Origin of the sequence: Streptomyces sp. NPDC050164 (genome assembly GCF_044459945.1) — a bacterium.
GTDB classification, from domain to species: domain Bacteria; phylum Actinomycetota; class Actinomycetes; order Streptomycetales; family Streptomycetaceae; genus Streptomyces; species Streptomyces coeruleorubidus_A.
The window spans coordinates 113003-133019 of the sequence record NZ_JBITJK010000004.1; the positions used below are offsets into that span (position 1 = coordinate 113003).

General features: G+C 73.3%; 22 protein-coding genes, 1 tRNA gene and 1 pseudogene. 14 read left to right on the forward strand and 10 right to left on the reverse strand.

The annotated features are described in order from the left end of the window. Positions 1–136: 136 nt before the first annotated feature. The 4 genes from ACIBNA_RS08360 to ACIBNA_RS08375 form a co-directional block, all read right to left on the reverse strand. Positions 137–631: an FG-GAP repeat protein gene (locus ACIBNA_RS08360; RefSeq protein ID WP_399164457.1), complete on the reverse strand. Its 495-nt coding sequence runs from the start codon at positions 629–631 to the stop codon at positions 137–139. 139 nt (positions 632–770) lie between these two features. Further along, complete coding sequence (locus tag ACIBNA_RS08365) at positions 771–1286, reverse strand: MSMEG_6728 family protein (protein WP_399164458.1); 516 nt, start codon at positions 1284–1286, stop codon at positions 771–773. 18 nt (positions 1287–1304) lie between these two features. After that, on the reverse strand, positions 1305–1772 hold the full coding sequence (locus ACIBNA_RS08370; RefSeq protein WP_399164459.1) for a DUF4383 domain-containing protein: 468 nt from the start codon (positions 1770–1772) through the stop codon (positions 1305–1307). Positions 1773–1785: 13 nt separating this feature from the next. Continuing rightward, positions 1786–4263, reverse strand: a complete 2478-nt coding sequence (locus tag ACIBNA_RS08375) for a SpoIIE family protein phosphatase (protein ID WP_399164460.1) — start codon at positions 4261–4263, stop codon at positions 1786–1788. 200 nt (positions 4264–4463) lie between these two features. Here ACIBNA_RS08375 and ACIBNA_RS08380 point away from each other — a divergent pair, with 200 nt between their 5' ends. After that, positions 4464–5435: a DUF72 domain-containing protein gene (locus tag ACIBNA_RS08380; protein WP_399164461.1), complete on the forward strand. Its 972-nt coding sequence runs from the start codon at positions 4464–4466 to the stop codon at positions 5433–5435. On the opposite strand, the gene ACIBNA_RS08385 is transcribed toward ACIBNA_RS08380, so the two are convergent. From ACIBNA_RS08385 to ACIBNA_RS08400, 4 genes are all read right to left on the reverse strand, one after another. Next, entirely contained in the window at positions 5335–7209 is a 1875-nt protein-coding gene (locus tag ACIBNA_RS08385; RefSeq protein WP_399164710.1) for a copper resistance protein CopC, read from the reverse strand. The genes ACIBNA_RS08380 and ACIBNA_RS08385 overlap by 101 nt on opposite strands. 220 nt (positions 7210–7429) lie before the next feature. Beyond that, positions 7430–7909, reverse strand: coding sequence for a cupin domain-containing protein (locus tag ACIBNA_RS08390; protein ID WP_399164462.1), 480 nt, complete (start codon positions 7907–7909; stop codon positions 7430–7432). After that, a complete protein-coding gene (locus ACIBNA_RS08395; protein ID WP_399164463.1) occupies positions 7906–8514 on the reverse strand; it encodes a GNAT family N-acetyltransferase in 609 nt (202 codons plus the stop codon). The genes ACIBNA_RS08390 and ACIBNA_RS08395 overlap by 4 nt, the downstream gene beginning before the upstream one ends. Beyond that, positions 8507–10753: a penicillin acylase family protein gene (locus ACIBNA_RS08400; protein ID WP_399164464.1), complete on the reverse strand. Its 2247-nt coding sequence runs from the start codon at positions 10751–10753 to the stop codon at positions 8507–8509. Before ACIBNA_RS08400 ends, ACIBNA_RS08395 begins: the two co-directional genes overlap by 8 nt. A gap of 81 nt (positions 10754–10834) precedes the next feature. Between ACIBNA_RS08400 and ACIBNA_RS08405 the strand changes: the two are divergent. The 5 genes and pseudogenes from ACIBNA_RS08405 to ACIBNA_RS08425 all read left to right on the forward strand — a co-directional run bounded on the left by ACIBNA_RS08405 (position 10835) and on the right by ACIBNA_RS08425 (position 14077). Beyond that, positions 10835–11556: pseudogene (locus tag ACIBNA_RS08405) on the forward strand (siderophore-interacting protein). Between the two features lie 24 nt (positions 11557–11580). Beyond that, positions 11581–12174, forward strand: a complete 594-nt coding sequence (locus ACIBNA_RS08410) for an HhH-GPD-type base excision DNA repair protein (protein ID WP_399164465.1) — start codon at positions 11581–11583, stop codon at positions 12172–12174. Between the two features lie 747 nt (positions 12175–12921). Continuing rightward, on the forward strand, positions 12922–13485 hold the full coding sequence (locus ACIBNA_RS08415) for an HdeD family acid-resistance protein (protein WP_399164711.1): 564 nt from the start codon (positions 12922–12924) through the stop codon (positions 13483–13485). Positions 13486–13516: 31 nt separating this feature from the next. Beyond that, a complete protein-coding gene (locus ACIBNA_RS08420) occupies positions 13517–13855 on the forward strand; it encodes a hypothetical protein (RefSeq protein WP_399164466.1) in 339 nt (112 codons plus the stop codon). A gap of 69 nt (positions 13856–13924) precedes the next feature. Next, positions 13925–14077, forward strand: a complete 153-nt coding sequence (locus tag ACIBNA_RS08425) for a hypothetical protein (RefSeq protein ID WP_399164467.1) — start codon at positions 13925–13927, stop codon at positions 14075–14077. Positions 14078–14110: 33 nt separating this feature from the next. On the opposite strand, the gene ACIBNA_RS08430 is transcribed toward ACIBNA_RS08425, so the two are convergent. Continuing rightward, complete coding sequence (locus ACIBNA_RS08430; RefSeq protein ID WP_399164712.1) at positions 14111–15667, reverse strand: helicase HerA-like domain-containing protein; 1557 nt, start codon at positions 15665–15667, stop codon at positions 14111–14113. Between the two features lie 106 nt (positions 15668–15773). On the opposite strand from ACIBNA_RS08430, the gene ACIBNA_RS08435 reads away from it, so the two are divergent. After that, positions 15774–16070: a type II toxin-antitoxin system VapB family antitoxin gene (locus ACIBNA_RS08435; RefSeq protein WP_003991361.1), complete on the forward strand. Its 297-nt coding sequence runs from the start codon at positions 15774–15776 to the stop codon at positions 16068–16070. A gap of 121 nt (positions 16071–16191) precedes the next feature. Next, complete coding sequence (locus ACIBNA_RS08440) at positions 16192–16806, forward strand: LytR C-terminal domain-containing protein (protein WP_399164713.1); 615 nt, start codon at positions 16192–16194, stop codon at positions 16804–16806. A gap of 19 nt (positions 16807–16825) precedes the next feature. Here the strand turns inward: ACIBNA_RS08440 and upp are convergent, their stop codons facing one another. After that, entirely contained in the window at positions 16826–17461 is a 636-nt protein-coding gene (upp, locus tag ACIBNA_RS08445) for a uracil phosphoribosyltransferase (protein ID WP_274817487.1), read from the reverse strand. 132 nt (positions 17462–17593) lie between these two features. Here upp and ACIBNA_RS08450 point away from each other — a divergent pair, with 132 nt between their 5' ends. From ACIBNA_RS08450 to ACIBNA_RS08475, 6 genes are all read left to right on the forward strand, one after another. After that, positions 17594–17929 carry a hypothetical protein gene (locus ACIBNA_RS08450; RefSeq protein WP_399164723.1) on the forward strand — a complete coding sequence of 112 codons (336 nt, stop codon included), beginning with the start codon at positions 17594–17596 and terminating at the stop codon, positions 17927–17929. A gap of 275 nt (positions 17930–18204) precedes the next feature. After that, positions 18205–18741 carry a hypothetical protein gene (locus tag ACIBNA_RS08455; protein ID WP_399164714.1) on the forward strand — a complete coding sequence of 179 codons (537 nt, stop codon included), beginning with the start codon at positions 18205–18207 and terminating at the stop codon, positions 18739–18741. Between the two features lie 110 nt (positions 18742–18851). Next, complete coding sequence (gene tadA / locus ACIBNA_RS08460; RefSeq protein ID WP_274817488.1) at positions 18852–19283, forward strand: tRNA adenosine(34) deaminase TadA; 432 nt, start codon at positions 18852–18854, stop codon at positions 19281–19283. Between the two features lie 55 nt (positions 19284–19338). Further along, positions 19339–19423: transfer RNA gene (locus ACIBNA_RS08465), tRNA-Ser, on the forward strand. A 116-nt stretch (positions 19424–19539) separates the two neighbouring features. Then, positions 19540–19716 (forward strand): hypothetical protein, encoded by a 177-nt coding sequence (locus ACIBNA_RS08470; RefSeq protein WP_399164468.1) that lies wholly within the window; start codon positions 19540–19542, stop codon positions 19714–19716. Further along, positions 19716–20009: a Dabb family protein gene (locus ACIBNA_RS08475; protein WP_399164715.1), complete on the forward strand. Its 294-nt coding sequence runs from the start codon at positions 19716–19718 to the stop codon at positions 20007–20009. The genes ACIBNA_RS08470 and ACIBNA_RS08475 overlap by 1 nt, the downstream gene beginning before the upstream one ends. The last annotated feature ends 8 nt before the right edge of the window (positions 20010–20017 follow it).

Genomic DNA, 20017 nt, shown 5'->3' on the forward strand with positions numbered 1-20017 from the left:
ACCACCACCCCCCCCCTCATCCTCGACTCACAAACCCCAAACCCCCCCCCCCCCCACCCCCCCCCCCCCCCCCGCCGGCGCCCCCCGCGCGGGCCCCCCCCCCCCCCCCCCCCCCCGCCCGTTGTCGGGACCGGGCCTATCCGGCCTCAGGGAGCGGCTGAGGCGTGAGCGGCGGGTGCCCCTGGAGGCTGCTGCCGAGCTGCGGCTGTCCGTCGGTCGACAGCAGGTAGGACGTCGGGGTCAGGCTGCGTGCTCCGGTGACGGTGAGGGTGATGTCCGTGCCCAGGAGCGTGGTGAGCGCGCCGCTGCCGCCGTCCTCGCCGAGCGCCGCGATCGTCAGGTCCTTCCTGCCGTCGCCGTTGAGGTCGCTGAGCAGCAGCCGGGAGCCGAACCCGTCACCGGCCTCGTTCTCGCCGGGGACGCCCTCGGTGCCCTGGTCGAAGACCTGGCGGTTGGTGTTCGTGAGCCCGACGGAGCCGCCGTACATGACGGTGACGTGCCCGGCGTCGGCGACGGTGCCGCTGTCGGTGTCCTCGTCGGGATCGCCGACGGCGAGGTCGTCGTGGCCGTCGCCGTTGATGTCACCCGCGGCGAGTCCGGCGCCGTACCGGTCGTACAGGCCGTTGACCATCTGCTCACCGTCCTGGAGCGAGCACTGGACGCCCTGCTGTCGGACCAGGCTGCCGAGCCGACGGCCCTGTGAGCGGCCCTGGTCTCCTTGAGGCCTCGTGGTTGGTCGGGACGGTGCGGGCCGGGCCGGGGCAGCGGAGCTACGCCATCCCGTCCGGCCGGCCCTCGACGGCGCCCGAGGGGCGTGTCCACGACTGGCGGTCCGACGCCGGCCACACGTACGGCAGGTCGTCCGGGACGCCGGGGAAGACGTCCGCGTAGGTGGCGGGGTCCTTGCGGACGAGGGCCGAGCGGTGGCTGTGGTGGAAGGGGGCGTCGCCCAGCCAGGGCGGCAGTTCGCCCTCGGCTGCCAGGACCTGCTGGTCGCGGACCGGGGCGTGCGGGCGGGTCGCCGCGAGGTCGGCGACCAGGGTGGCCGCGCAGCTGTCCTGGTGGCCCTGCTCGCGCCAGACGCGGCAGATCTCCAGGCCGTAGCGGACGAGTGCCTCCTCATAGCCGGTCCACATCCGGACCGCCGGGTGGCGGCGCCAGCCGTAGCCGGGTACGACCAGGCCACGCAGCACCTGCAACGCCTCGACCCGCTGTTTGCCGAGCCGGCGGCGGTCCAGGACCAGGGCCGACTCCCGGAAGCCGGGATGGGGGAGGAAGGTCTGCACGCCGTCCCGTCCCGGTGCTTACCGCTGCGCGCCGGTGCGGCGGGTGCGGGTCGGGCGGCGGCGGCCGAGGGCCAGAGCCAGGGCGATCATCGTGACGCCCAGGGCGAAGTGCAGCCAGTCGTCGGCGGCGTTGAGGGGGACGAAGTTGGCGTCGCTGTCGTGGCCGACGGACAGGCCGTAGACCCACAGCACCAGATAGACGGCGCCGCCGACCAGCAGGTACGAGTACGCTCCGGCGACCGTGCCGGCCAGGGCCAGGCCTGCGAGACCGAAGACCAGGTGCACGACGTTGTGCAGGACCGAGACCTGGAACAGGCCCAGCAGCTCGGCGCCCGACTCGTGGGAGGCGAACTCCATCGAGCCGTAGTCGGTGGTGATGCCGGGAATGAACCCCAGCACGCCGACCAGGAGGAAGACGACGCCCACCAGCTGGGCGGCCCGCTGCACGGGCGCTCCGGCGGCCCGGTGGGAAGTGTGTGTGGTCATGTCCGGTGGATCCTCACTGGAGAGACAGTGTCTGTTCCGCCCAGATGGTCTTGCCCGTGGCGCCCTGGCGCGTGCCCCAGCGCCCGGTCAGCTGGGCCACGAGGAGCAGGCCGCGCCCGCCCTCGTCGTAGGTGCGGGCGCGCCGCAGGTGGGGAGCGGTGTTGCCGCCGTCGGAGACCTCGCAGATCAGGGTGTTGTCGTGGATCAGACGGAGCTGGATCGGCGGCTGAGCGTGCCGGATGGCGTTGGTGACGAGTTCGCTGACGACCAGTTCGGTGACGAAGACCGCGTCGGACAGCCCCCACCTCTCCAGCTGCGCCACCACGTCCTTGCGGGTCTGGGCGACCGCGGACGGGTCGTCCGGCACCGCCCAGGTGGCGACCTGACTCGCGTCGAGCGCTCGGGTGCGGGCGACGAGCAGGGCCACGTCGTCGGCCGGGCGCTGCGGCAGCAGGTCGGCCAGCACGGTGTCGCACAGGGCGTCCAGCGAGGGCGCCGGGCGGGCGAGGGCCTCCCGCAGCCGGTGGACACCGGCGTCGATGTCCCGGTCCCTGTCCCGGTCCTCGATCAGGCCGTTGGTGTAGAGGACGAGCAGGCTGCCCTCGGGCAGGACGACCTCGGTGGCCTCGTAGGGCAGGCCGCCCACGCCGAGCGGGGGCGCGGCCTGGAGCCCGACCAGGTCGACGCGCCCGCCGGGACTCACCACGGCCGGCGCCGGATGCCCGGCCCCGGCGAGGCAGCAGCGCCGCGACACGGGGTCGTACACGGCGTACAGGCAGGTCGCGCCCACGTCCCCGGAGGTTTCCACGCCCTCCTCCTCGACGTTCAGCCGGGCGACCAGGTCGTCCAGGTGCGTCAGGAGCTCGTCGCTCGGCAGGTCGATGTCGGCGAGGGTGCGTACGGCCGTGCGCAGTCGGCCCATGGTCGCGCAGGCGTGCAGGCCGTGGCCGACCACGTCGCCGACGACCAGGGCCACCCGCGCCCCGGAGAGGGGGATGACGTCGAACCAGTCGCCGCCGACGCCGGCGTGCCCGCCCGCCGGCAGATAGCGGGACGCGACCTCGACCGCCGCCTGCCGGGGCAGCCGCTGCGGCAGCAGGCTGCGCTGGAGCGTGACAGCCGTGGCCCGCTCCCGGGTGTAGCGGTATGCGTTGTCGATGCTGACCGCGGCCCTGGCCGCCAGTTCCCCGGCCAGGACGAGATCGTCGTGCCGGAAGGCGTCGGGGTTGCGGTACCGGACGAAGAACGCGACGCCCAGCGTGGTGCCGCGGGCGGCGAGCGGCACGGTCATCACCGAGTGGATGCCGAACGCCCGGATCCTCTCGGCGCGGGCGGGGTCGTGGGCGAGCCACTGCGTGAACGCCGGGTCGGTCACCCTGTGCAGGGTGGGCCGTCCCGCGCGCAGGCTCTCGTAGGGCGCCGAACCCTCCGGGTAGGAGTCCACCTTGCCGGCCGTCACGACCGCCTCCGGGGCACCCGGGGTCACGGACCGCATCGCCACCCGCCGCAGCAGCAGCGGGCCGTCCGGCGGCAGGGCCTGAGCGGGCGGTTCGGGTACGTCGTCCAGCGCGGCGAGCAGATCGACGCCGGCGAAGTCGGCCAAGGCCGGGACGGTCACGTCCGCCAGCTCCTGGGCCGTGCGCGTCACGTCGAGCGTGCCGCCGATGCGCCGCCCGGCCTCGGCGATCAGCTGGAGCCGCTTGCGGGCCCAGAACTGTTCCGTCATGTCGTGCGCGGAGAGGCAGACGCCCCGGATCGTGCCCTCGGCGTCCCGCAGCGCGGACTCGAAGACCGACCAGGCGTGCTCGCGGGTCTCGCCCGGGGTGCGCAGACAGTTCTCCTCGTACTGCGGCTCGCCGGTCCGCAGCACCCGGACCATGCTGCGTTCCACCCGCTCACCGGCCTCGTCGTCGACGATCTCGGCCACGCGCAGGCCCAGCATCTCCTCCTCGGTGAGCGCTACGGCCTGCTCCATGCCCTCGTTGGCCCGCCTGAGCCGGAGCCGGGTGTCGTAGATCGCCATGGCGCAGCACGGGGACTGGGCGAAGCTCCAGCTCACGAGGGATTCGTCGAGGGCGGGCCGGGGCTGCCGGCGGGTCAGGGCGGAGAGGAGGAGCCAGGCGCCGGCGCCGGTGCCTGGCTCCCTGTGGTGGGCGAGGACCCTGACGGTCAGCTTCCGGCCGTCGTGGTGCCGGAGCGCGACGTCGCCGTTCCAGCGGGGCAGTCCGGCGAGCGTGGGCAGGCCGCCCCGCACCGGGATCGGCTCGGCCAGCAGATCCGCGGCGCGGCGGCCGGTCATCTGCCGTGCCGAGTACCCGAGGAGCCGCTCGGCGCCCGTGTTCCAGCCGGTCACCCTGCCCTGCTCGTCGAGGGTGACGCGGGCGGTGAGGGCCTCGCCGACGAGGTCCGCGAGGTCCGCAAGGGCTTCGGAGGCCTCGGGTTCCGCTCCGAGCGACCGGGTGGCCCGGCCGACGGTGACGGGCTGCTCCATGATCGGTCATCTCGCTCTCGCGGGGAATCACGGGGGATTTTCGGGCGAATCACGAGGAGTCGCGAAGGATCGCAAGAGAATCAGCTGTAATTCCGAATATGTGTGCTACTCCATGATTACCCCCATTGGAGCTGGTTTTACCGTGCCACCCCGGCCTGGCGCGGAGCCTGCCGCCGCCCGGCCCGGGTAACCGGTCCCCCATGGGCGAGATCCTGGTGGGCACGTGTTCCTGGACCGACCGGGCCCTGGTCGGCAGCGGCTGGTATCCGGCGGGGCGGCGGGACGCCGAGGGGCGCTTACGGCACTACGCCGAGCGGTTCCCGGTCGTCGAGGTCGACGCCTCGTACTACGCGCTGCCGAGCGAGCGGAACAGCCGGCTGTGGGCCGAGCGGACACCGGACGGGTTCGTGTTCGACGTGAAGGCGTTCTCGCTGCTGACCGGGCATCCCACCAGGGAGGCGGCGATGCCGGGCGGGCTGCCGGCCGATCACCGGGACCCTGCCGTGCTCGACGAGGTGTGGGCGCGGTTCGCGGCCGGGATCGAGCCGCTGCGGCGGGCCGGGCGGCTCGGGAGCGTGCTGTTCCAGTTCCCGCCGTGGTTGCGGCCCGGGGAGCGGGCCAGGGTGTTCCTCCGGGAGTGCGCCGAGCGGACGCGCGGGTGGCCCGTCGCCGTGGAGTTCCGGCATCCCTCGTGGTGGGAGCCGGGCCGGGCGGAGGCGACGTGCGCGCTGCTCGCCCGGTACGGCATGGCCGCGGTCGCCGTCGACATGACGCAGACGCTGCCCTCCTCGATGCCGCCCGCCACCCCCGTCACCTCGCCCCGGCTGTCCGTCGTACGGTTCCACGGACGCAGCACCGCCTGGGGGACCGGCAGCAAGGAGGACCGGTTCCGGTACGCGTACGGCGAGGACGAACTGGCCGAGTGGCTGCCCCGCGTGCGCCGGCTGGCCGAGCGGACCGAACAGGTCCACGTCCTGTTCAACAACTGCTGCGGCGACGCCGCCGTCCGTGCCGCCCAGTGCATGACCCGGCTCCTCGACGGCGACCGGTCGACGGCGCCACCGAGGCTGCCTAGGGCACGATCCGCACCTGCTTCGACACCGTCACCTGGTCCACGTCCGACACCCGCACGGTCGTCTTCATCGTCCAGGTCCCGGCGAGGGGCAGGTTGACGGAGTTGGTGCTCCAGTAGCCGCCGACGTCGGTGAGACGGGCGTCGATCGGGCCGACCTTGCGGGAGGGCAGGGTGAAGGTGATGCGGACCTCGGGGACGACGACCAGCCCCTTGTCGGCGCCGTAGACCACGGCCTGGACGCCGTTCTCGCCGACGCGGGCCGGGTCCAGGGTGACCTCCACCGTGCCGCGGCCGGACAGCGTGCCGGTGCTTGTGCCCGTGTCGAAGGGCACCGTGGTGAGGGTCGTGGGAGGCAGCGCACCCGCCGGGGACCGCTGCGCGGCCTCGGCCTGCGCGCGGCCCGGCAGCGTGGTGGTGAGCAGTGTCGTGATCAGCAACACCACGGCGGCGACGGCGACTTCGACGAGGACGGAGCGGCGCAGACCGCGACGCCGGGTGTCCGCTTCGCCGGAGTCGGAGGTCGGCCCGGACGCGCCCGACGACTCCCGCCGCCCCTCCGGCGCTTCCGGCTTCTCGGGTTCCCCGGGCTCACCTGTCGTGCCGGATGCCCCGGAGTCCCCGGACACCCCCGGTGCCTCCGGCTGTGCCGGCGCCCCTGCGCCGACCGGCTGCGCGACGCGTTCCGGTACGGCCGTCCGGGCGGTGGCCACCGGTGCCGCGAGGCGGGCCGTCCAGCGGCGCGAGTACCCGGCCGCCAGCAACAGCGCGGTCACCGCGACCAGTTTGGCCAGCAGCAGCCGACCGTACGACGTGCCGGTCAGCGCGGCGAGGGAGCCGAGGCCGCGCCAGGACTGGTAGAGGCCGGTGACGGCCAGGACGGTCACCGAGGCGAAGGCGATACGGGAGAAGCGGGGCACGACCGCCGTGAGCTCGTCGACGGAGGCGCGGCGCAGGGTCAGGAGCAGCGCCACGAGGCCGCCGAGCCAGACCCCCGTCGCCACCAGGTGCAGCACGGACGACGTCATCGCCACCGGCACCTGGATCCCGGCGGAGGCGTGCTCGGCCGCCGCCCAGGTCAGGGCCAGGGCGACGGCCAGGGCCGCACCCACCGACCGCATCAGGGGCTCTTGGTGGTCGCGGCGCCTGGACAGCCGTAGCAGGAAGGCGGCGGTCAGCAGCAGGACGGCCAGCCTGGCGAGCAGGGCCAGGCCCGGGCGGCTGGTCAGGGTGCGTTCGAGGGCGGAGAGGTCGAAGGCCGCGGCCGGGCCCGCGCCCGTCTCGTACGGGGCGCGCAGCATCAGCAGGACGGCAGTCGAGCCGAGCAGCGTCCACCAGGCCGCCACCAGCGGTCTGCGCAGCGGGGACGTGTCCGCGGGCCGGCACAGCAGCGCGAACGCCACCGTCCCGACGAGCAGCGCGGCGGCGAGGTAGGCGAGATAGCGGGCGGCGTCGTAAAGGCCGCCGGTCAGCGGGTCCTCGGCCGGGCCGGTGTCGACCTGCGCGGTCGTCGCGGACCGTTTGCCGACGGAGAAGGTGAAGGCGCCGGAGACCGGGTGGCTGTCGGCGGACACCACGCGCCAGGCCACCGTGTAGGTGCCCTGGGCGAGCTTCTTGGGCAGTCCGGCCCGGGCCGTGTCGGACTGGCCGTCCGCGTGCTGCGCCTCACCCGTGTGCACGCGGCGCTGGTCCGGGCCGAAGACTCGGAAGGAGTCGTCGAGCAGGCCGACGGACTCCGTGAAGGTCAGGGTGAGGTGGCGGGGAGCACGCTGGACGACGGATCCGTCGTCGGGGTCGGTGCTGCGGAGGGCGGCGTGGGCGGAAGCGGGGGCTCCGCCGAAGAGGAGCAGGACCAGCACGGTGCCGAGCAGCACCAGGGCTTGGGCTCGCCGGGGGTGTCCGACATTGCGCTCCTCGTTCCGCCGTTGGTGCACGTCGTTCTCCGGGGTCGGGCTGTACGGCTCCCGGTTATGTACGGATGGGAGTTGTGCAGCGCTCACCGTGGGGGGTGGGTGTGTGGTTCGGCGCGTGCGAGTGCGTGGGGGTTGTTCGCGCCCGCGCGGCGGAGCCGCAAATCGACACAGCCCCGCGCCCCTAAAGAACAGGTCGGCACAGAGCTGCGATCTTGTCAGCCGCTGCCGGATAGCGTGCCGTCAGCTCCGCCGCGTCCCCGTGTTCGTAGCCCTCGAACGTGAAGCCGGGGGCCATCGTGCAGCCGAACAGGGTCCACTGCCCGCCCTCGCGCACCCTGCCGCCCATCCACGTGCCTGCCGGGACCGTGAACTGCACGTGCCGGCCGCCGAGGACGTCCGGTCCCAGCACCGCCGTCCGCGTGCTTCCGTCCGGGGCGAGCAGGAGGAGCTCCAGGGGATCGCCGAGGTAGAAGTGCCAGATCTCGTCGGTGGGCAGGCGGTGCAGGGCGGAGAAGTCGTCCGCTGTGACGAGCGCGACGATCGCCGTGCCCTCGGGTCTGCCGTCCGGGCGTTCGGGACCGGCCCAGGTCTGGCGGAACAGGCCGCCCTCGCGGGGGATCGGCTCGAGGCCGTAGTGGGCGATGAGGTCGTCGGGCGTCACCCGGGAAAGAGTATCTCCCGGTCGAGGAAGGCGAGCTGGGCCTTCTTCTCGGGCAGGTACACGTCCGGCAGGTCGATCTCCGGCAGGACCACCACCGGCCCCGCCGTGAAGCCCGTTTCGAGGAACCGGGCGACCGCCTTCTCGTTGCCGACGTCCGGGTCGACCACGATCCGCCGGCGGTCCAGTCCGAGCAGGACGTACCGGGCGACGGCGGTCAGCAGCCGTGCGGTCCAGCCGGAGCGCGCCCCGCCCGGACCGGCGGGGGCGACCAGCAGGTGGACGCCGATGTCGCCGGGCCGGACGTCGTAGCACTCGCTGACGCGGTCCGCCTCGGGCTCGTAGGTCTGCAGGAGTGCGACCGGCTCGCCGTCGCGGACGAGGAGGAAGGCGTGGTGGGTGGTGAGCGTGTCCATGTGGGCGTAGATCTCGGCCACCTGACGCTCGGTGAGGCCGGTCATGCCCCAGAAGGCGGCCCGGTCCTCGCTCACCCAGCGGTGGACCGTCCCGGCGTCGGCCTCCGGGTCCAGCGGCAGGACGCGGACGGTACCGAAGCCGTCGGTCACCTGCTCGTCGACGGCTGTGCGGGAGGCGTACGGGTCAGACATCGGTCTCCTTCTTCAGCAGGGCCCAGTCGGTGACGACCGGGACGAGGTCGCCGGCGAGCCACAGGGGGAGCTGGTCGCGGTGGTGGGGCGAGCCGGGGACGCCCGAGGCGCCGAGCGGGACCACCCAGCGGCTGTCCTCGCGCCGGGCCAGGTCCCAGACGTAGCGGGCCGCCGGGCCGCGCGCGGCGCGGTCGGTGAGGCTCGGCACGCCCGAGGTGCACAGCACGCAGTCGTGGTCGCCGGACAGCCCCGGTTCGTCGTACGGCGTCTGAGGCTCCAGCGCCCGCCAGGGGGCGAGCCGGTGGGTGTCGCCCCAGACACCGGCGGGTGGCCGGCCGGCCACCTCCTCGACCGCCGCGCGGACGGCCGACAGGCGGTCGATGCCGTGCGGTTCCTCGGCCCGCAGCAGGTGTTCGAGGGCGAAGGCGATGCGCGGGACGAGGGCGAGCCAGGGCCGGAACACCTCCGGGTACGCCGGCGGTGTGGCGAGTGCGGCGAAGGCGGGGTGTGCCGCCAGCTGCCGTACGACCGCGGCGCGCACGGCCGAGTAGAGGGCCGCGTCGGCGCTGTCGGCGTCCATGCGGCGGTTCCAGGCGAGGAGGCGGTCCCGGAGGGCGGAGGCCTCGGGGGTGAGGGCGTCCAGGGGGTGTCCGCCAAGTCCCGTCGTCCGCCCGGAGGGCGGGCCTGCGGCGTTCGGTGCGTGCTCTGGGGGTCCCCCCTGCTCGAAGAGCTTGGGGGAGCGTGCCGGGCGTCGCGGGGCAGGCTGGACTTTGCGGACATCCCCTAGGGCCCGGAGGTGGTCCAGGAGGGCGGACGCGGAGGCGAGGTGGGTGTCCGTGTGGATGGCGGGCATGTCGGCGGCGGACCAGCGCTCCTTGCCTGCGAGCAGCGCGGCGATGCGGTCGTGGCGGTGGGGCGGGGCGAACTCGACGCCGAGGGGTTCGGCCGGGCCGCGCTGGTTGGCCATGACGGCGACGCCGTCGGTGAGCCCGGCGCGGGGTGTCTCCTGCCAGCCCTGCCACTCGTGGCCGGGCTCCCAGGCGGGCACCAGGCGCAGGCGGTTGGCCTCGGCGCGCAGCGGCACCCGGCCGGCGACGCGGTGCAGGACGCCGCCCTCGGTGTCGGCGGCCTGGAGGACGTTGACCGGCTCGGCCCAGCGGTCGAACGCCCGGTCCACGTCGGCGACCCGGCGGGCCCGCAGCAGCGGCAGCAGGGCGCCGAAGCCGAGGTCGCCGGTGACGCGGGGCGGGTAGCGCAGGCTGATCGCCACGGGCGTGCCGGAGGGATCGGCCGGGTCGGACGGGTCGCCGTCGAGTCCCTCCGGGCCGCCGATGACCACCGGGCCCCGGTCGGTCTCGATCACCTCGACCTCGACCGGCTCCTCGCCCGCCACCTCTACGACCTCCGTGTGCCGGGCCGCCCGGTGCCAGACCCCGTCCGGGCCGAGGGCCTCCACCCAGGCGCCGGTGCGCCGCAGCCGCTCCCGGTACAGGTCCTGGTAGTCGGCCATGGCGTTGGTGATGGCCCAGGCGACCGTGCCGGTGTGCCCGAAGTGGGCGATGCCGGGGACACCGGGGACGGCCAGGCCGACGACGTCGAACTCCGGGCAGGACAGGTGGATCTGCTGGTAGACGCCGGGGTCCTCGATCCAGCGGTGGGGGTCGCCGGCGATGACCGCCTGCCCGGTGACGGTCCGTTCGCCGCTCACCAGCCAGCCGTTGCTGCCGCAGGTGCCGGGGCCGTCGGTGGCGAACAGGCCGATGGCGTCCACGCCGAGGTGGGCCGCGACCTGCTCACGCCAGAGCTTGGCCGGGAACCCGGCGAAGAGGATGTGGGCGGCGAGCCAGACGCCGAGGGGGGTCCAGGGGTGCCAGGGGCCGGGGGTGAGGCTGGTGCGGGCGAACTCGGGGGCCGCGTCGGCGCCCGCCGCCAGCCCGCCGTTGACCCCCTCCACATACGCCCGCACCCAGTCCGCCGTCTCGGGGTCCCGTCTCTCCAGCTCCGTGAAGCAGCGTCTGGCGGTGTCGTCGAGTCTGGCGCGTCTGGCGAACCGGTCCCAGGCCAGGGCGCTCTCGCCGAGGAAGGACGCCGAGGTGCCCTGGGCCCGGTGCCGCTCGACCTCCAGCTGCCAGGCCCGGTCGCGGGCGGTGACGAGGCCCTGGGCGTGGGCGAGTTCGGCCGCGCTGCCCGCGCGCAGATGCGGGATGCCCCAGGCGTCGCGATAGATCTCGGTGGCCACGCTGTGCCCCTACTTCCCTTTAGGTTAGCCTTGCCTAAGTTATAGCTGTGGGCGGAATCGTACGCGAAAGGCGAATGCGGGATGGGGCAGGGGCGGGGCTGGGAGGGCGCGGTCCTCAGACTGCTGGGTGCGAAGGATTTCGCGTTCACTGTGACCGACGCGCAGGACGTCACCCCGGACTACCGGCGGCTGCGCTTCACCGACGGCGGTCTGCTCGCGGCGACCGGCGTGCACCCGACCATGTGGGTACGGCTGTGGTTCGACAACGCGGGCAAGCCCCACCAGCGGGCCTACACCCTGGTCGCCCCGGACCCGGCGGCCGGGACGTTCGGCCTGGAGTTCGCCCTGCACGAGGGCCGCGCCAGCGACTGGGCCAGGGCGGCGAAGCCCGGCGCACCATCGAGGCGACCGTCCAGGGCACCGGCTTCGAGCACCCCGACCCCGCTCCCTCCCACGTCTTCGCCCTCGGCGACCCGGCCTCCCTGCCGGCCATCAACTCCCTGCTGGACGCGCTGGGTTCCGCCCCGGCCACCGTCTGGTTCGAGGGCGGCGACGGCGATCTGCCGTTCCGCACCGACCCGGCCCGGCACGAGCTGCGCAAGGTGCCGCGCCAGGATTCCGGCGCCCGCCTGGTCGACCAGGTGAAGGCGGACCTGCCCGGCCTGCTCCAGGGCACCTCCGACCCGTACGTCTGGATCGCCTGCGACACGGCGACGACCCGGTCGCTCGCGGCATACGTCCGCAAGGAGCTGGGCCTGCCCAAGCAGCGGGTGCACGCGCTCGGCTACTGGCGGGCGACGTGAGCCCGGGCGGGGGATGATCGGTGCATGGACGTCACTCTTCACCTCGCCCAGGACCCCGAGGCCGACGCGCTGCTCGGGCGCAGTCCGCTCGCCGCGCTGGTCGGGATGCTGCTGGACCAGCAGATCCCGATGGAGTGGGCGTTCAAGGGTCCGGCAACCATCGCCCAGCGGCTCGGCACGGACGACCTGGACGCACACGAGATCGCCGTGCACGACCCCGAGGCCTTCGCCGCGCTGCTCTCCCGGAAGCCGGCGGTGCACCGCTACCCGGGCTCCATGGCCAAGCGGATCCAGCAGCTGTGCCAGTACCTCGTCGAGCACTACGACGGTGACGCCGAGGCCGTCTGGAAGGACGCCGCCACCGGCAAGGAACTGCTGAAGCGCCTGGCCGAACTGCCCGGCTTCGGCAAGCAGAAAGCCCAGATCTTCCTCGCCCTGCTCGGCAAGCAGCTCGGGGTGCGGCCGCCGGGGTGGCAGGAGGCCGCGGGCTCCTACGGCGAGCCGAAGTCCTTCCGCTCGGTCGCCGACATCACGGGCCCCGAGTCGCTGGCCAAGGTACGTGCCCACAAACAGCAGATGAAGGCAGCGGCCAAGGCCGCGAAGACGACCGGAAGGTAACGGCCGGCGGGGCGAGAGCGCCGGCCGGGTGACCGGACCCGGGGGCGGGCGCCAGCGCCGTGACCCGGACCAGAGGGCAGGCGCCAGCGCCGTGACCCGGACCAGAGGGCAGGCGCCAGCGCCGTGACCCGGACGAGGTCACAGGCGTCAGCCGCGCGGCCGAGCCCCGGCAGCGGGCGTCAGCGGGGTGGCCGGGCCCAGGGGCGAGCGCCAGCGGCGTGGCCGGACCCAGGCCGCGGGCGTCAGCCGCGTGGCCGAACCCCAGGCGGCGGGCGTCAGCCGCGGGCCCGCCTCTGGGCGCGGGCGTGAGCCACAGGCCCGCCCGGCCACAGGCATCAGCCAAGCAGCCCGCCCCCAAACAACAGGCGTCAGCCAAGCAGCCCGCCCTCAAACAACAGGCGTCAACCACACGGCCCGCCCCAAGTGGCAGGCCCCTCCCGGTCGGTCCAAGGATGGACCATGACCGAGCCACCGAGCGGCTCCCCTTGGGACCCGGAGCGCGGGCCCTCACGCGGGCATGCGCCCCGCCCGCCCCAGGGTTTGGAACCCCACGTCCCCCAGGGCCCGGGCCCGGACGGCCCTCACACCCACGGACGGCCCGGTCACACCCCTCCCAGCCCACACGCCCCGGCCCCACCCGGCGCACAGGGCCACTGGCCGCACGATCCGCAGGCACCCCGGGGCGCCGCGCAGACCGCGAGTCCGCCCTCAGGCGGCCACGAGTCGGAGTCCCCCTTCCCAGGACCGCTGCACCAGCTCTCCCGCGCCGCCTGGCAAACCGTGCTGGCCACCGGGGTCACCTCACTCGTGCTGGGGCTGCTCGTCCTGGTCTGGCCGGGCGCTTCCCTGTTCGCGGCCGGGGTGCTGTTCGGGCTGTATCTGCTCGTCAGCGGCATCCTCCAACTCGCCTCCGCCTTCGGCACGCACCGCACGACCGCCCTGCGCGTCCTCGCCTTCATCAGCGGCACGCTCTCGATCCTGCTCGGCCTGTTCTGCTTCCGCCGCCCCATGCAGTCGATCCTGCTGCTCGCCCTCTGGATCGGCATCGGCTGGCTGTTCCGCGGCATCACCCAGACCCTGGCCGCCGCCCACGACCCGGCGATGCCCGCCCGGGGCTGGCAGATCTTCCTCGGGATCCTCACCGTCGTCGCAGGCGTCGTCCTCATCGACGCGCCCTTCGAATCCGTCGCCGTCCTCACCCTGGTCGGCGGCTGCTGGCTGTTCGCGGTCGGCGCCGCCGAGATCGTCACGGCCCTGCGTATCCGGGGCCGCCGTACGCCGAGCGAGCGGTTCTCGCAGCCAGTGGGATGAACGGCATACACACGACGGGGAACCACCTCCCGTGAACCCCGCACCGCAGCCGGTCCCCCGCGGCACCCGCCGACACGGATGGCCGCGGGTGCTGGTCCTGCTGCTCGCCCTGCTCGTGCCCGGCGCGCACACCGAGGCACACACGGGTCCGACGGCCACCGTCTCCGGCGAGAGCACGGCCGTCGAGTGCGACGTCCTCGACACCGCCCTGCGCCCCCCAGCCCGGGGCACCCAGCGCATCGCCGTCCCCCTGCGCCTCACCCCGCTCCCAACCCCCGGGCCCGCGCACGCCGCACCGCACCCCGTGCCCGTGCCGCCGGGCCCACGGCACGACCCTCGCCCCCTGCGTTCCGAGGTCCTGCGCTGCTGACGGGACCGGACACCGGTCCATCAGCCCGTACGCAGCAATACGCAGCAATACGGAACGAGGAACACAGCCATGCTCGAAGACCCGTACGCGGTCCTGCGCGCCCTCCTGCGCGCCGAGGCCGCCCGCAACGCCCCCAAGCCGCCCCAGCCCCAGCCCCATCCCGAGCCCAAGCCGAAGACACGGGAGCGACAGCAGCACCCGATGGATAGGGAACGCGGCTGACAGACCGACCCGCGGCGGCGGAGGCGACCCGGACTAGCGCCTCCGCCGCCCCCACGAACGCCGTGCCGTCCGTGCCGTCCCGAACAACGACCGCGTGATCTCCCGCCCGATCTGCGTCCCCACCGACCGGGTCGGCGACTTGGACACCCCGCTGTCGACCACCTGCTCCGCCACGGACGGCCCCTCCTCCGCACGCCGTTCCGGCGCGGCGTCCCGCATCTCGTCGGGCCCCTTCGCGCCGCGGACAGCACCGCGGCCGGCCCCGCGGCCATCCGTCAGCCGCTCGTACGCCCCGACCGGCCCCATCAGGGACTCGGGCGCGCGCAGCCGGGTCGTGGCGACAGGGGTGGGCGCGCCCTTCTCGCTCAGCACCGTCACCACCGCCTCGCCCGTCCCGAGGTCGGTCAGGACCTCCTCCAGGTCGTAGGGCGACTTCGGGAAGGTCTTCACCGTGGCGTTCAGGGCCTTCTGGTCGTCGGGCGTGAAAGCCCGCAACGCGTGCTGCACACGGTTACCGAGCTGGGCGAGGACGTCGGCGGGTACGTCCTTGGGGGTCTGCGTCACGAAGAAGACGCCGACCCCTTTCGAGCGAATCAGGCGCACGGTCTGCGTGATCGACTCCAGGAACGCCTCGGAGGCGTCGTCGAAGAGCAGGTGCGCCTCGTCGAGGAAGAAGACCAGCCGGGGCTTGCCGACGTCGCCGGCCTCGGGCAGTTCGTGGAAGAGGTCGGCGAGCAGCCACATCAGGAAGGCCGAGAACAGCTGCGGCCTGTCCTGCACGGCGCTCAGCTCCAGCACGGAGACCACGCCCCGCCCGTCCTGCGCCGTACGCAGCAGCTCGGCGGTGTCGAACTCCGGCTCACCGAAGAAGCCCGAAGCGCCCTGTGCCTCGAAGGCCGTCAGGGACCGCAGGATCACCCCGGCCGTGGCCGCCGGTAGACCGCCGATCGTCCTCAGCTCCGGCCGGCCCTCCTGTGAGGTCAGGAAGGTCACGACCGCCCTGAGATCCTTGAGGTCGACCAGCTCCAGGCCCTTGCTGTCGGCGTAGTGGAAGATCAGCGCGAGGGACTGCTCCTGGGCCCGGTTCAGCCGCAGCACCTTGGACAGCAGCACCGGGCCGAAGCCGGTGACCGTCGCCCGGACCGGGATGCCCTTGCCGATGCCGCCGAGCGCGTAGTACTCGGCGGGGAAGGCGGTCGCCGTCCACCGCTGGCCGACGTCCGCGGCCCGGCCCTCGACCCGGGCGTCCGGGCGGCCCGGCGCGGCGATCCCGGAGAGATCGCCCTTGATGTCGGCGAGGAAGACGGGCACGCCCTGGGCGGACAGCTGCTCGGCGACCAACTGGAGCGTCTTGGTCTTGCCCGTGCCGGTGGCGCCCGTGACCAGGCCGTGGCGGTTGAGCATCGCCAGCGGCACCCGGATCTGCGCGTCCGGCAGGCACTGCCCGTCCCACAGCAGGGCGCCCAGATGCAGGGCGGGGCCGGAGAAGGCGTAGCCGGAGGCGATCCCCAGGGTCTCCTGCGGAAGGGCGGCGGCGCGGGCCGACACCTCGGGGCCGGGGGCCGACGGCATGGACTCGCGGTCCGGCATATTCACGCCCCTGTTCCCGATTCGTACCGCCTTGTGGGCTTTTTTTCAGCGTCGCACTCCGTCGCCACGGCTGCGCCCGGAAGGTCCCGCCCGGTAGGCTTTCCGTGTGATCTTCAAGCGCATCGGAAACGGCCGGCCGTACCCCGACCACGGCCGGGACAGCACCCGGCAGTGGGCGGACGTCGCGCCGCGCCCGGTCCGCCTCGATCAGCTCGTGACGACCAAACAGCAGCTCGACCTCGAGACGCTGCTCGCCGAGGACTCGACGTTCTACGGCGACCTCTTCGCGCACGTCGTGAAGTGGCAGGGCGACCTGTACCTGGAGGACGGTCTGCACCGCGCGGTGCGGGCGGCGCTCCAGCAGCGCCAGGTGCTGCACGCGCGCGTGCTCGAGCTCGACTGACCCCCGCCGGTCACGGGTTGACCCTTTCGGGTTCTGCTGGGCGACGTCGAATGATCATCTAGTAGGCATCGTCGCTCAGGCGCACTACGCTGCGTTCATGAGCATGCTGACTCCCCCCGGCATGGGCGGCAAATACCGCATCAAGGGAAACAAGTACCCGCGGATGCGCCGGCCCCGGCGGCGCGGCAGGCTCGTCGTCCTGGTCGTCGCCTCCGCCGCCGTGCTCGGCGTGGGCGGCTGGGGCACGTGGCAGCTCATCGACGTCTTCACCGGCGGCGGAAGGGCTTCGGCGGCCGGCAGCGGGACGGACTGCGCCCCCGAGACCAAGGCGAGCCCCTCGCCCAGCCCCAAGGCCCTGCCCGAACCGCGCGCGATCACGGTCAACGTGCTCAACGCCACCGCCCGCAGCGGCCTGGCGAAGCAGACCGCCGACGAGCTGAAGAAGCGCGGCTTCAAGATCGGCGACGTGGGCAACGCGACCAAGCAGTACGACAAGAAGGTCAAGGGCCCCGGCGTGCTGCTCGGCCCCGCCTCCGCCCTCGACACCTCACTGCCGGTGCTCGGCACCCAGCTCCCGGGGGCCGAACGGCGTACCGAGGAGGCCCGCAAGGGCGCTGCCGTCGATCTCGTCATCGGCGACGGCTTCAGGGAACTGGCGAAGAGGCCGGACGCCGACCGGGCCCTGACCAAGCTGGCCAGGCCCGAGCCGGCGCCGTCGTCGAAGAAGGGCTGCTGAACCCCCGTAGGGCCCTGGCCTACTCGGCCGCCCCGTACATCCGGTCCCCCGCGTCGCCGAGGCCCGGCACGATGTAGCCGTGCTCGTTCAGGCGCTCGTCGACCGACGCGGTCACGACCGTCACCGGGGTGCCCGCCAGCTCGCGCTCCATGACCTCGACGCCCTCCGGCGCGGCCAGCAGCACCACGGCGGTCACGTCGTCGGCGCCGCGCCGCATCAGCTCCTGGATCGCCGCGACCAGCGTGCCGCCGGTGGCGAGCATCGGGTCGAGCACGTACACCTGTCGTCCCGACAGGTCCTCGGGCATACGCGTGGCGTACGTGGAGGCCTGGAGCGTCTCCTCGTTGCGGATCATGCCGAGGAAGCCCACCTCGGCGGTCGGCAGCAGCCGGACCATGCCGTCCAGCATGCCGAGGCCGGCCCGCAGGATCGGCACCACCAGCGGACGCGGGTGGGACAGCTTGACGCCCGTGGTCGTGGCCACCGGCGTCCGGATGTCGACCTGTTCGGTGCGCACGTCGCGCGTGGCCTCGTATGCGAGCAGGGTGACCAGCTCGTCGGCGAGACGGCGGAAGGTCGCGGAGTCGGTGCGCTGGTCGCGCAGCGTGGTGAGCTTGTGGGCGACCAGGGGATGGTCGACGACGTGGAGACGCATGTCCACAACAGTAACCGGGCCCGTTGGCCCCGGCCGCACAGCAAGCCCGCCGTCCGCCCATCACCCGTTCGCTGGCGTCAAACCGCCCGTCCGGGGGAAAGCGGGAAGGACGGACTGGGGGTGGTGAGCCTGATGCCCGACCGGGATTCCCGAGACGTTCCGTCGCCGCGCGCACAGCCCGCGACGGACCCGGAGACCGACGAGACCGGCAGGACTGCCCGGACCGTCCAGACCGGATGGACCGAGCAGTCCGAGCAGGCCGACGTGCCGGGCGCGGCGGATACGGCCGGCGCGACCCGCATGCTGGGCGGGACGACGAGCGAGACCGACGCCGAGCGCCGTCGGCGGCGCGCCCGGTTCCTGCGCGATCTGGCCGAGGCCCGGGAGCTGCGCGACCGCGTGCAGCCGCGCCGCGTCAAGACGGCCCGGCTGCGGCACGCGATGCGCATGCGCACGTTCCGCTGGTAGGAAACGGGGGAGCAAACCCCCGGGGAAGATCACGAACCGCGCGGACGTTGCCGAGGTGACCGTGCGTGCAGCGGGGGAAAGCCGCGTACGATCCGCAGGTGGCGGCAACGAGCGTGCGATCAAAACTGCCGGACACAGGGAGCCGAAGACGTCCCCTGAACGCCTTGTTTCTGCCACGATTCCGAGTGGGTGGGGCTCGGACGAGCACTCCCCGCCCGCAACCTCCGCCGGGGGGACCCCCAACCGGCACGCCTATGACCAGTGGGAGAGTCACGGTGTACTTCGCCGCACTGCTCGCGCGCACCGAAGACGGGTGGGAAGCGAGCGACACAGAGCTCGACGATGTGGAAACCCTGTCGGATCTGGCCGACCTGGCCCGTGAAGCCTCCCCCGACGAGGACACGGTGCTCGTGCTGATCGAGCAGGAGGACGCCTGGTTCGGCGTCGTCCGCGTGGACGGCGAGGAGGACCCTCGCATCTACGTCTCGGACGCCGCCGCCGCTGCCCGCAGCAGCTACGGCGAGATCCTGCTCACCGACGAGCTGCTCGGACGCGATCCGGACGACGGGGACGACCTGGACGCCCTCGACCTCGACGGCACCGAGGACGGTGAGTCCGACGACGCCGAGCCCGACGACGCCGACCCGGTCGCCGCAGCCGGCGAGTCCGTGCCGCACGGCCCGGTCGGCGACGCCCAGATCCTGGACGACCTCGGCGTGAGCGAGAAGGAGCTGCGCTCGCTGGCGACGGACGCCGTCACGGAGATCGCCGAGGCCCTCGGCGCCTCGGAGACCCTGGAGACCGTCCGCTGACCGCTCGCACCACCCCGGGACCGCCGGACCAGCCGAACCAGCCGGGCCCACCGGACCGGCCGGGCCCACCGGACCGGCCGGATCCGGTACGGGACCCCTGGCGGCCCGCGATGCGACTCGCCCTGGCCGAGGCCGCCGAGGCGGTCCGGGGCGGGGACGTCCCCGTCGGCGCCGTCGTACTGGCCCCGGACGGCACGACGGTGCTCGCGACCGGACACAACGAACGCGAGGCCGGCGGCGACCCGACGGCCCACGCGGAGGTCCTCGCCCTGCGGCGGGCCGCGGCCGGACTCGGCCGGTGGCGGCTCGCCGGCTGCACCCTCGTGGTGACGCTGGAGCCCTGCACGATGTGCGCGGGCGCGATCCAGCAGTCCCGCGTCGACCGGCTCGTCTACGGCGCCCGCGACGAGAAGGCCGGCGCGGCCGGTTCCCTCTGGGACCTCGTCCGCGACCGGCGGCTCAACCACCGGCCCGAGGTGATCGAGGGCGTGCTCGCCGAGGAGTGCGCCGGGGTCCTCACCGAGTTCTTCCGCGGCCGCTGACCGTCGCCGAATACCGATTTCAAAGCACGCGGCACCTTGCTGTAAGGTCTCCCTCGGTAGCGTGTCCGAGCGGCCGAAGGAGCTCGCCTCGAAAGCGAGTGTGGCGCAAGTCACCGAGGGTTCAAATCCCTCCGCTACCGCTTGAGAAGGGCCTCGTCGTCAGACGGGGCCTTTCGTGCGATCTACCCCTTCGCGTGATCGGTCCTTCGTGCGATCATGTGCGCTGTTTGGGACACCAGTGACAGGGGAGGCCGCGATGGCGGTGAACGCGAAGAAGGTCGCCGTCTACGTCCTCGTGGTCTTCGTGTCGTACGTGATCATCACGGACCCGGAGAAGGCCGCGGACTACGTCCTTATAGGATTCCAGGGCATATCGGACGCCGCCCGGGCCCTCGGCGACTTCGCCACGTGGGTCGCCGACGGAGGGAAATGATGATCCGCCACCTGGTCCTCTTCAAGCTGCACGAGGGCGTCGAGCGCGACGACCCGCGGGTCGTGAAGGGCGTCGAGGCCTTCCGCGCCCTCGACGGCACGATTCCCGGGATCCGCTTCTGGGAGCTCGGCTGGAACGTCAGCGACCGTCCCATCGCCCATGACTTCGCCATCAACTCGGCCTTCGACGACGCGGACGCGCTGCGGCGGTACGTGGAGCATCCCGACCACCAGGCGGGCGTCGCACTGTGGCGCGAGTTCGCCACGTGGGTGATCGCCGACTACGAGTTCTGAGCCCGCCG

Excerpts from the sequence above, each read along its gene's own strand:
- ACIBNA_RS08360 (WP_399164457.1), bottom strand. The coding sequence starts at position 631 with ATGGTCAACGGCCTGTACGACCGGTACGGCGCCGGACTCGCCGCGGGT.
- ACIBNA_RS08380 (WP_399164461.1), top strand. The coding sequence starts at position 4,464 with ATGGGCGAGATCCTGGTGGGCACGTGTTCCTGGACCGACCGGGCCCTG.
- upp (WP_274817487.1), bottom strand. The coding sequence starts at position 17,461 with ATGCGTCTCCACGTCGTCGACCATCCCCTGGTCGCCCACAAGCTCACC.
- ACIBNA_RS08425 (WP_399164467.1), top strand. The coding sequence starts at position 13,925 with ATGCTCGAAGACCCGTACGCGGTCCTGCGCGCCCTCCTGCGCGCCGAG.
- ACIBNA_RS08375 (WP_399164460.1), bottom strand. The coding sequence starts at position 4,263 with ATGGAGCAGCCCGTCACCGTCGGCCGGGCCACCCGGTCGCTCGGAGCG.
- tadA (WP_274817488.1), top strand. The coding sequence starts at position 18,852 with ATGCGACTCGCCCTGGCCGAGGCCGCCGAGGCGGTCCGGGGCGGGGAC.
- ACIBNA_RS08430 (WP_399164712.1), bottom strand. The coding sequence starts at position 15,667 with ATGCCGGACCGCGAGTCCATGCCGTCGGCCCCCGGCCCCGAGGTGTCG.
- ACIBNA_RS08410 (WP_399164465.1), top strand. The coding sequence starts at position 11,581 with ATGGACGTCACTCTTCACCTCGCCCAGGACCCCGAGGCCGACGCGCTG.
- ACIBNA_RS08470 (WP_399164468.1), top strand. The coding sequence starts at position 19,540 with ATGGCGGTGAACGCGAAGAAGGTCGCCGTCTACGTCCTCGTGGTCTTC.
- ACIBNA_RS08440 (WP_399164713.1), top strand. The coding sequence starts at position 16,192 with ATGGGCGGCAAATACCGCATCAAGGGAAACAAGTACCCGCGGATGCGC.
- ACIBNA_RS08370 (WP_399164459.1), bottom strand. The coding sequence starts at position 1,772 with ATGACCACACACACTTCCCACCGGGCCGCCGGAGCGCCCGTGCAGCGG.
- ACIBNA_RS08450 (WP_399164723.1), top strand. The coding sequence starts at position 17,594 with ATGCCCGACCGGGATTCCCGAGACGTTCCGTCGCCGCGCGCACAGCCC.
- ACIBNA_RS08395 (WP_399164463.1), bottom strand. The coding sequence starts at position 8,514 with ATGTCTGACCCGTACGCCTCCCGCACAGCCGTCGACGAGCAGGTGACC.
- ACIBNA_RS08475 (WP_399164715.1), top strand. The coding sequence starts at position 19,716 with ATGATCCGCCACCTGGTCCTCTTCAAGCTGCACGAGGGCGTCGAGCGC.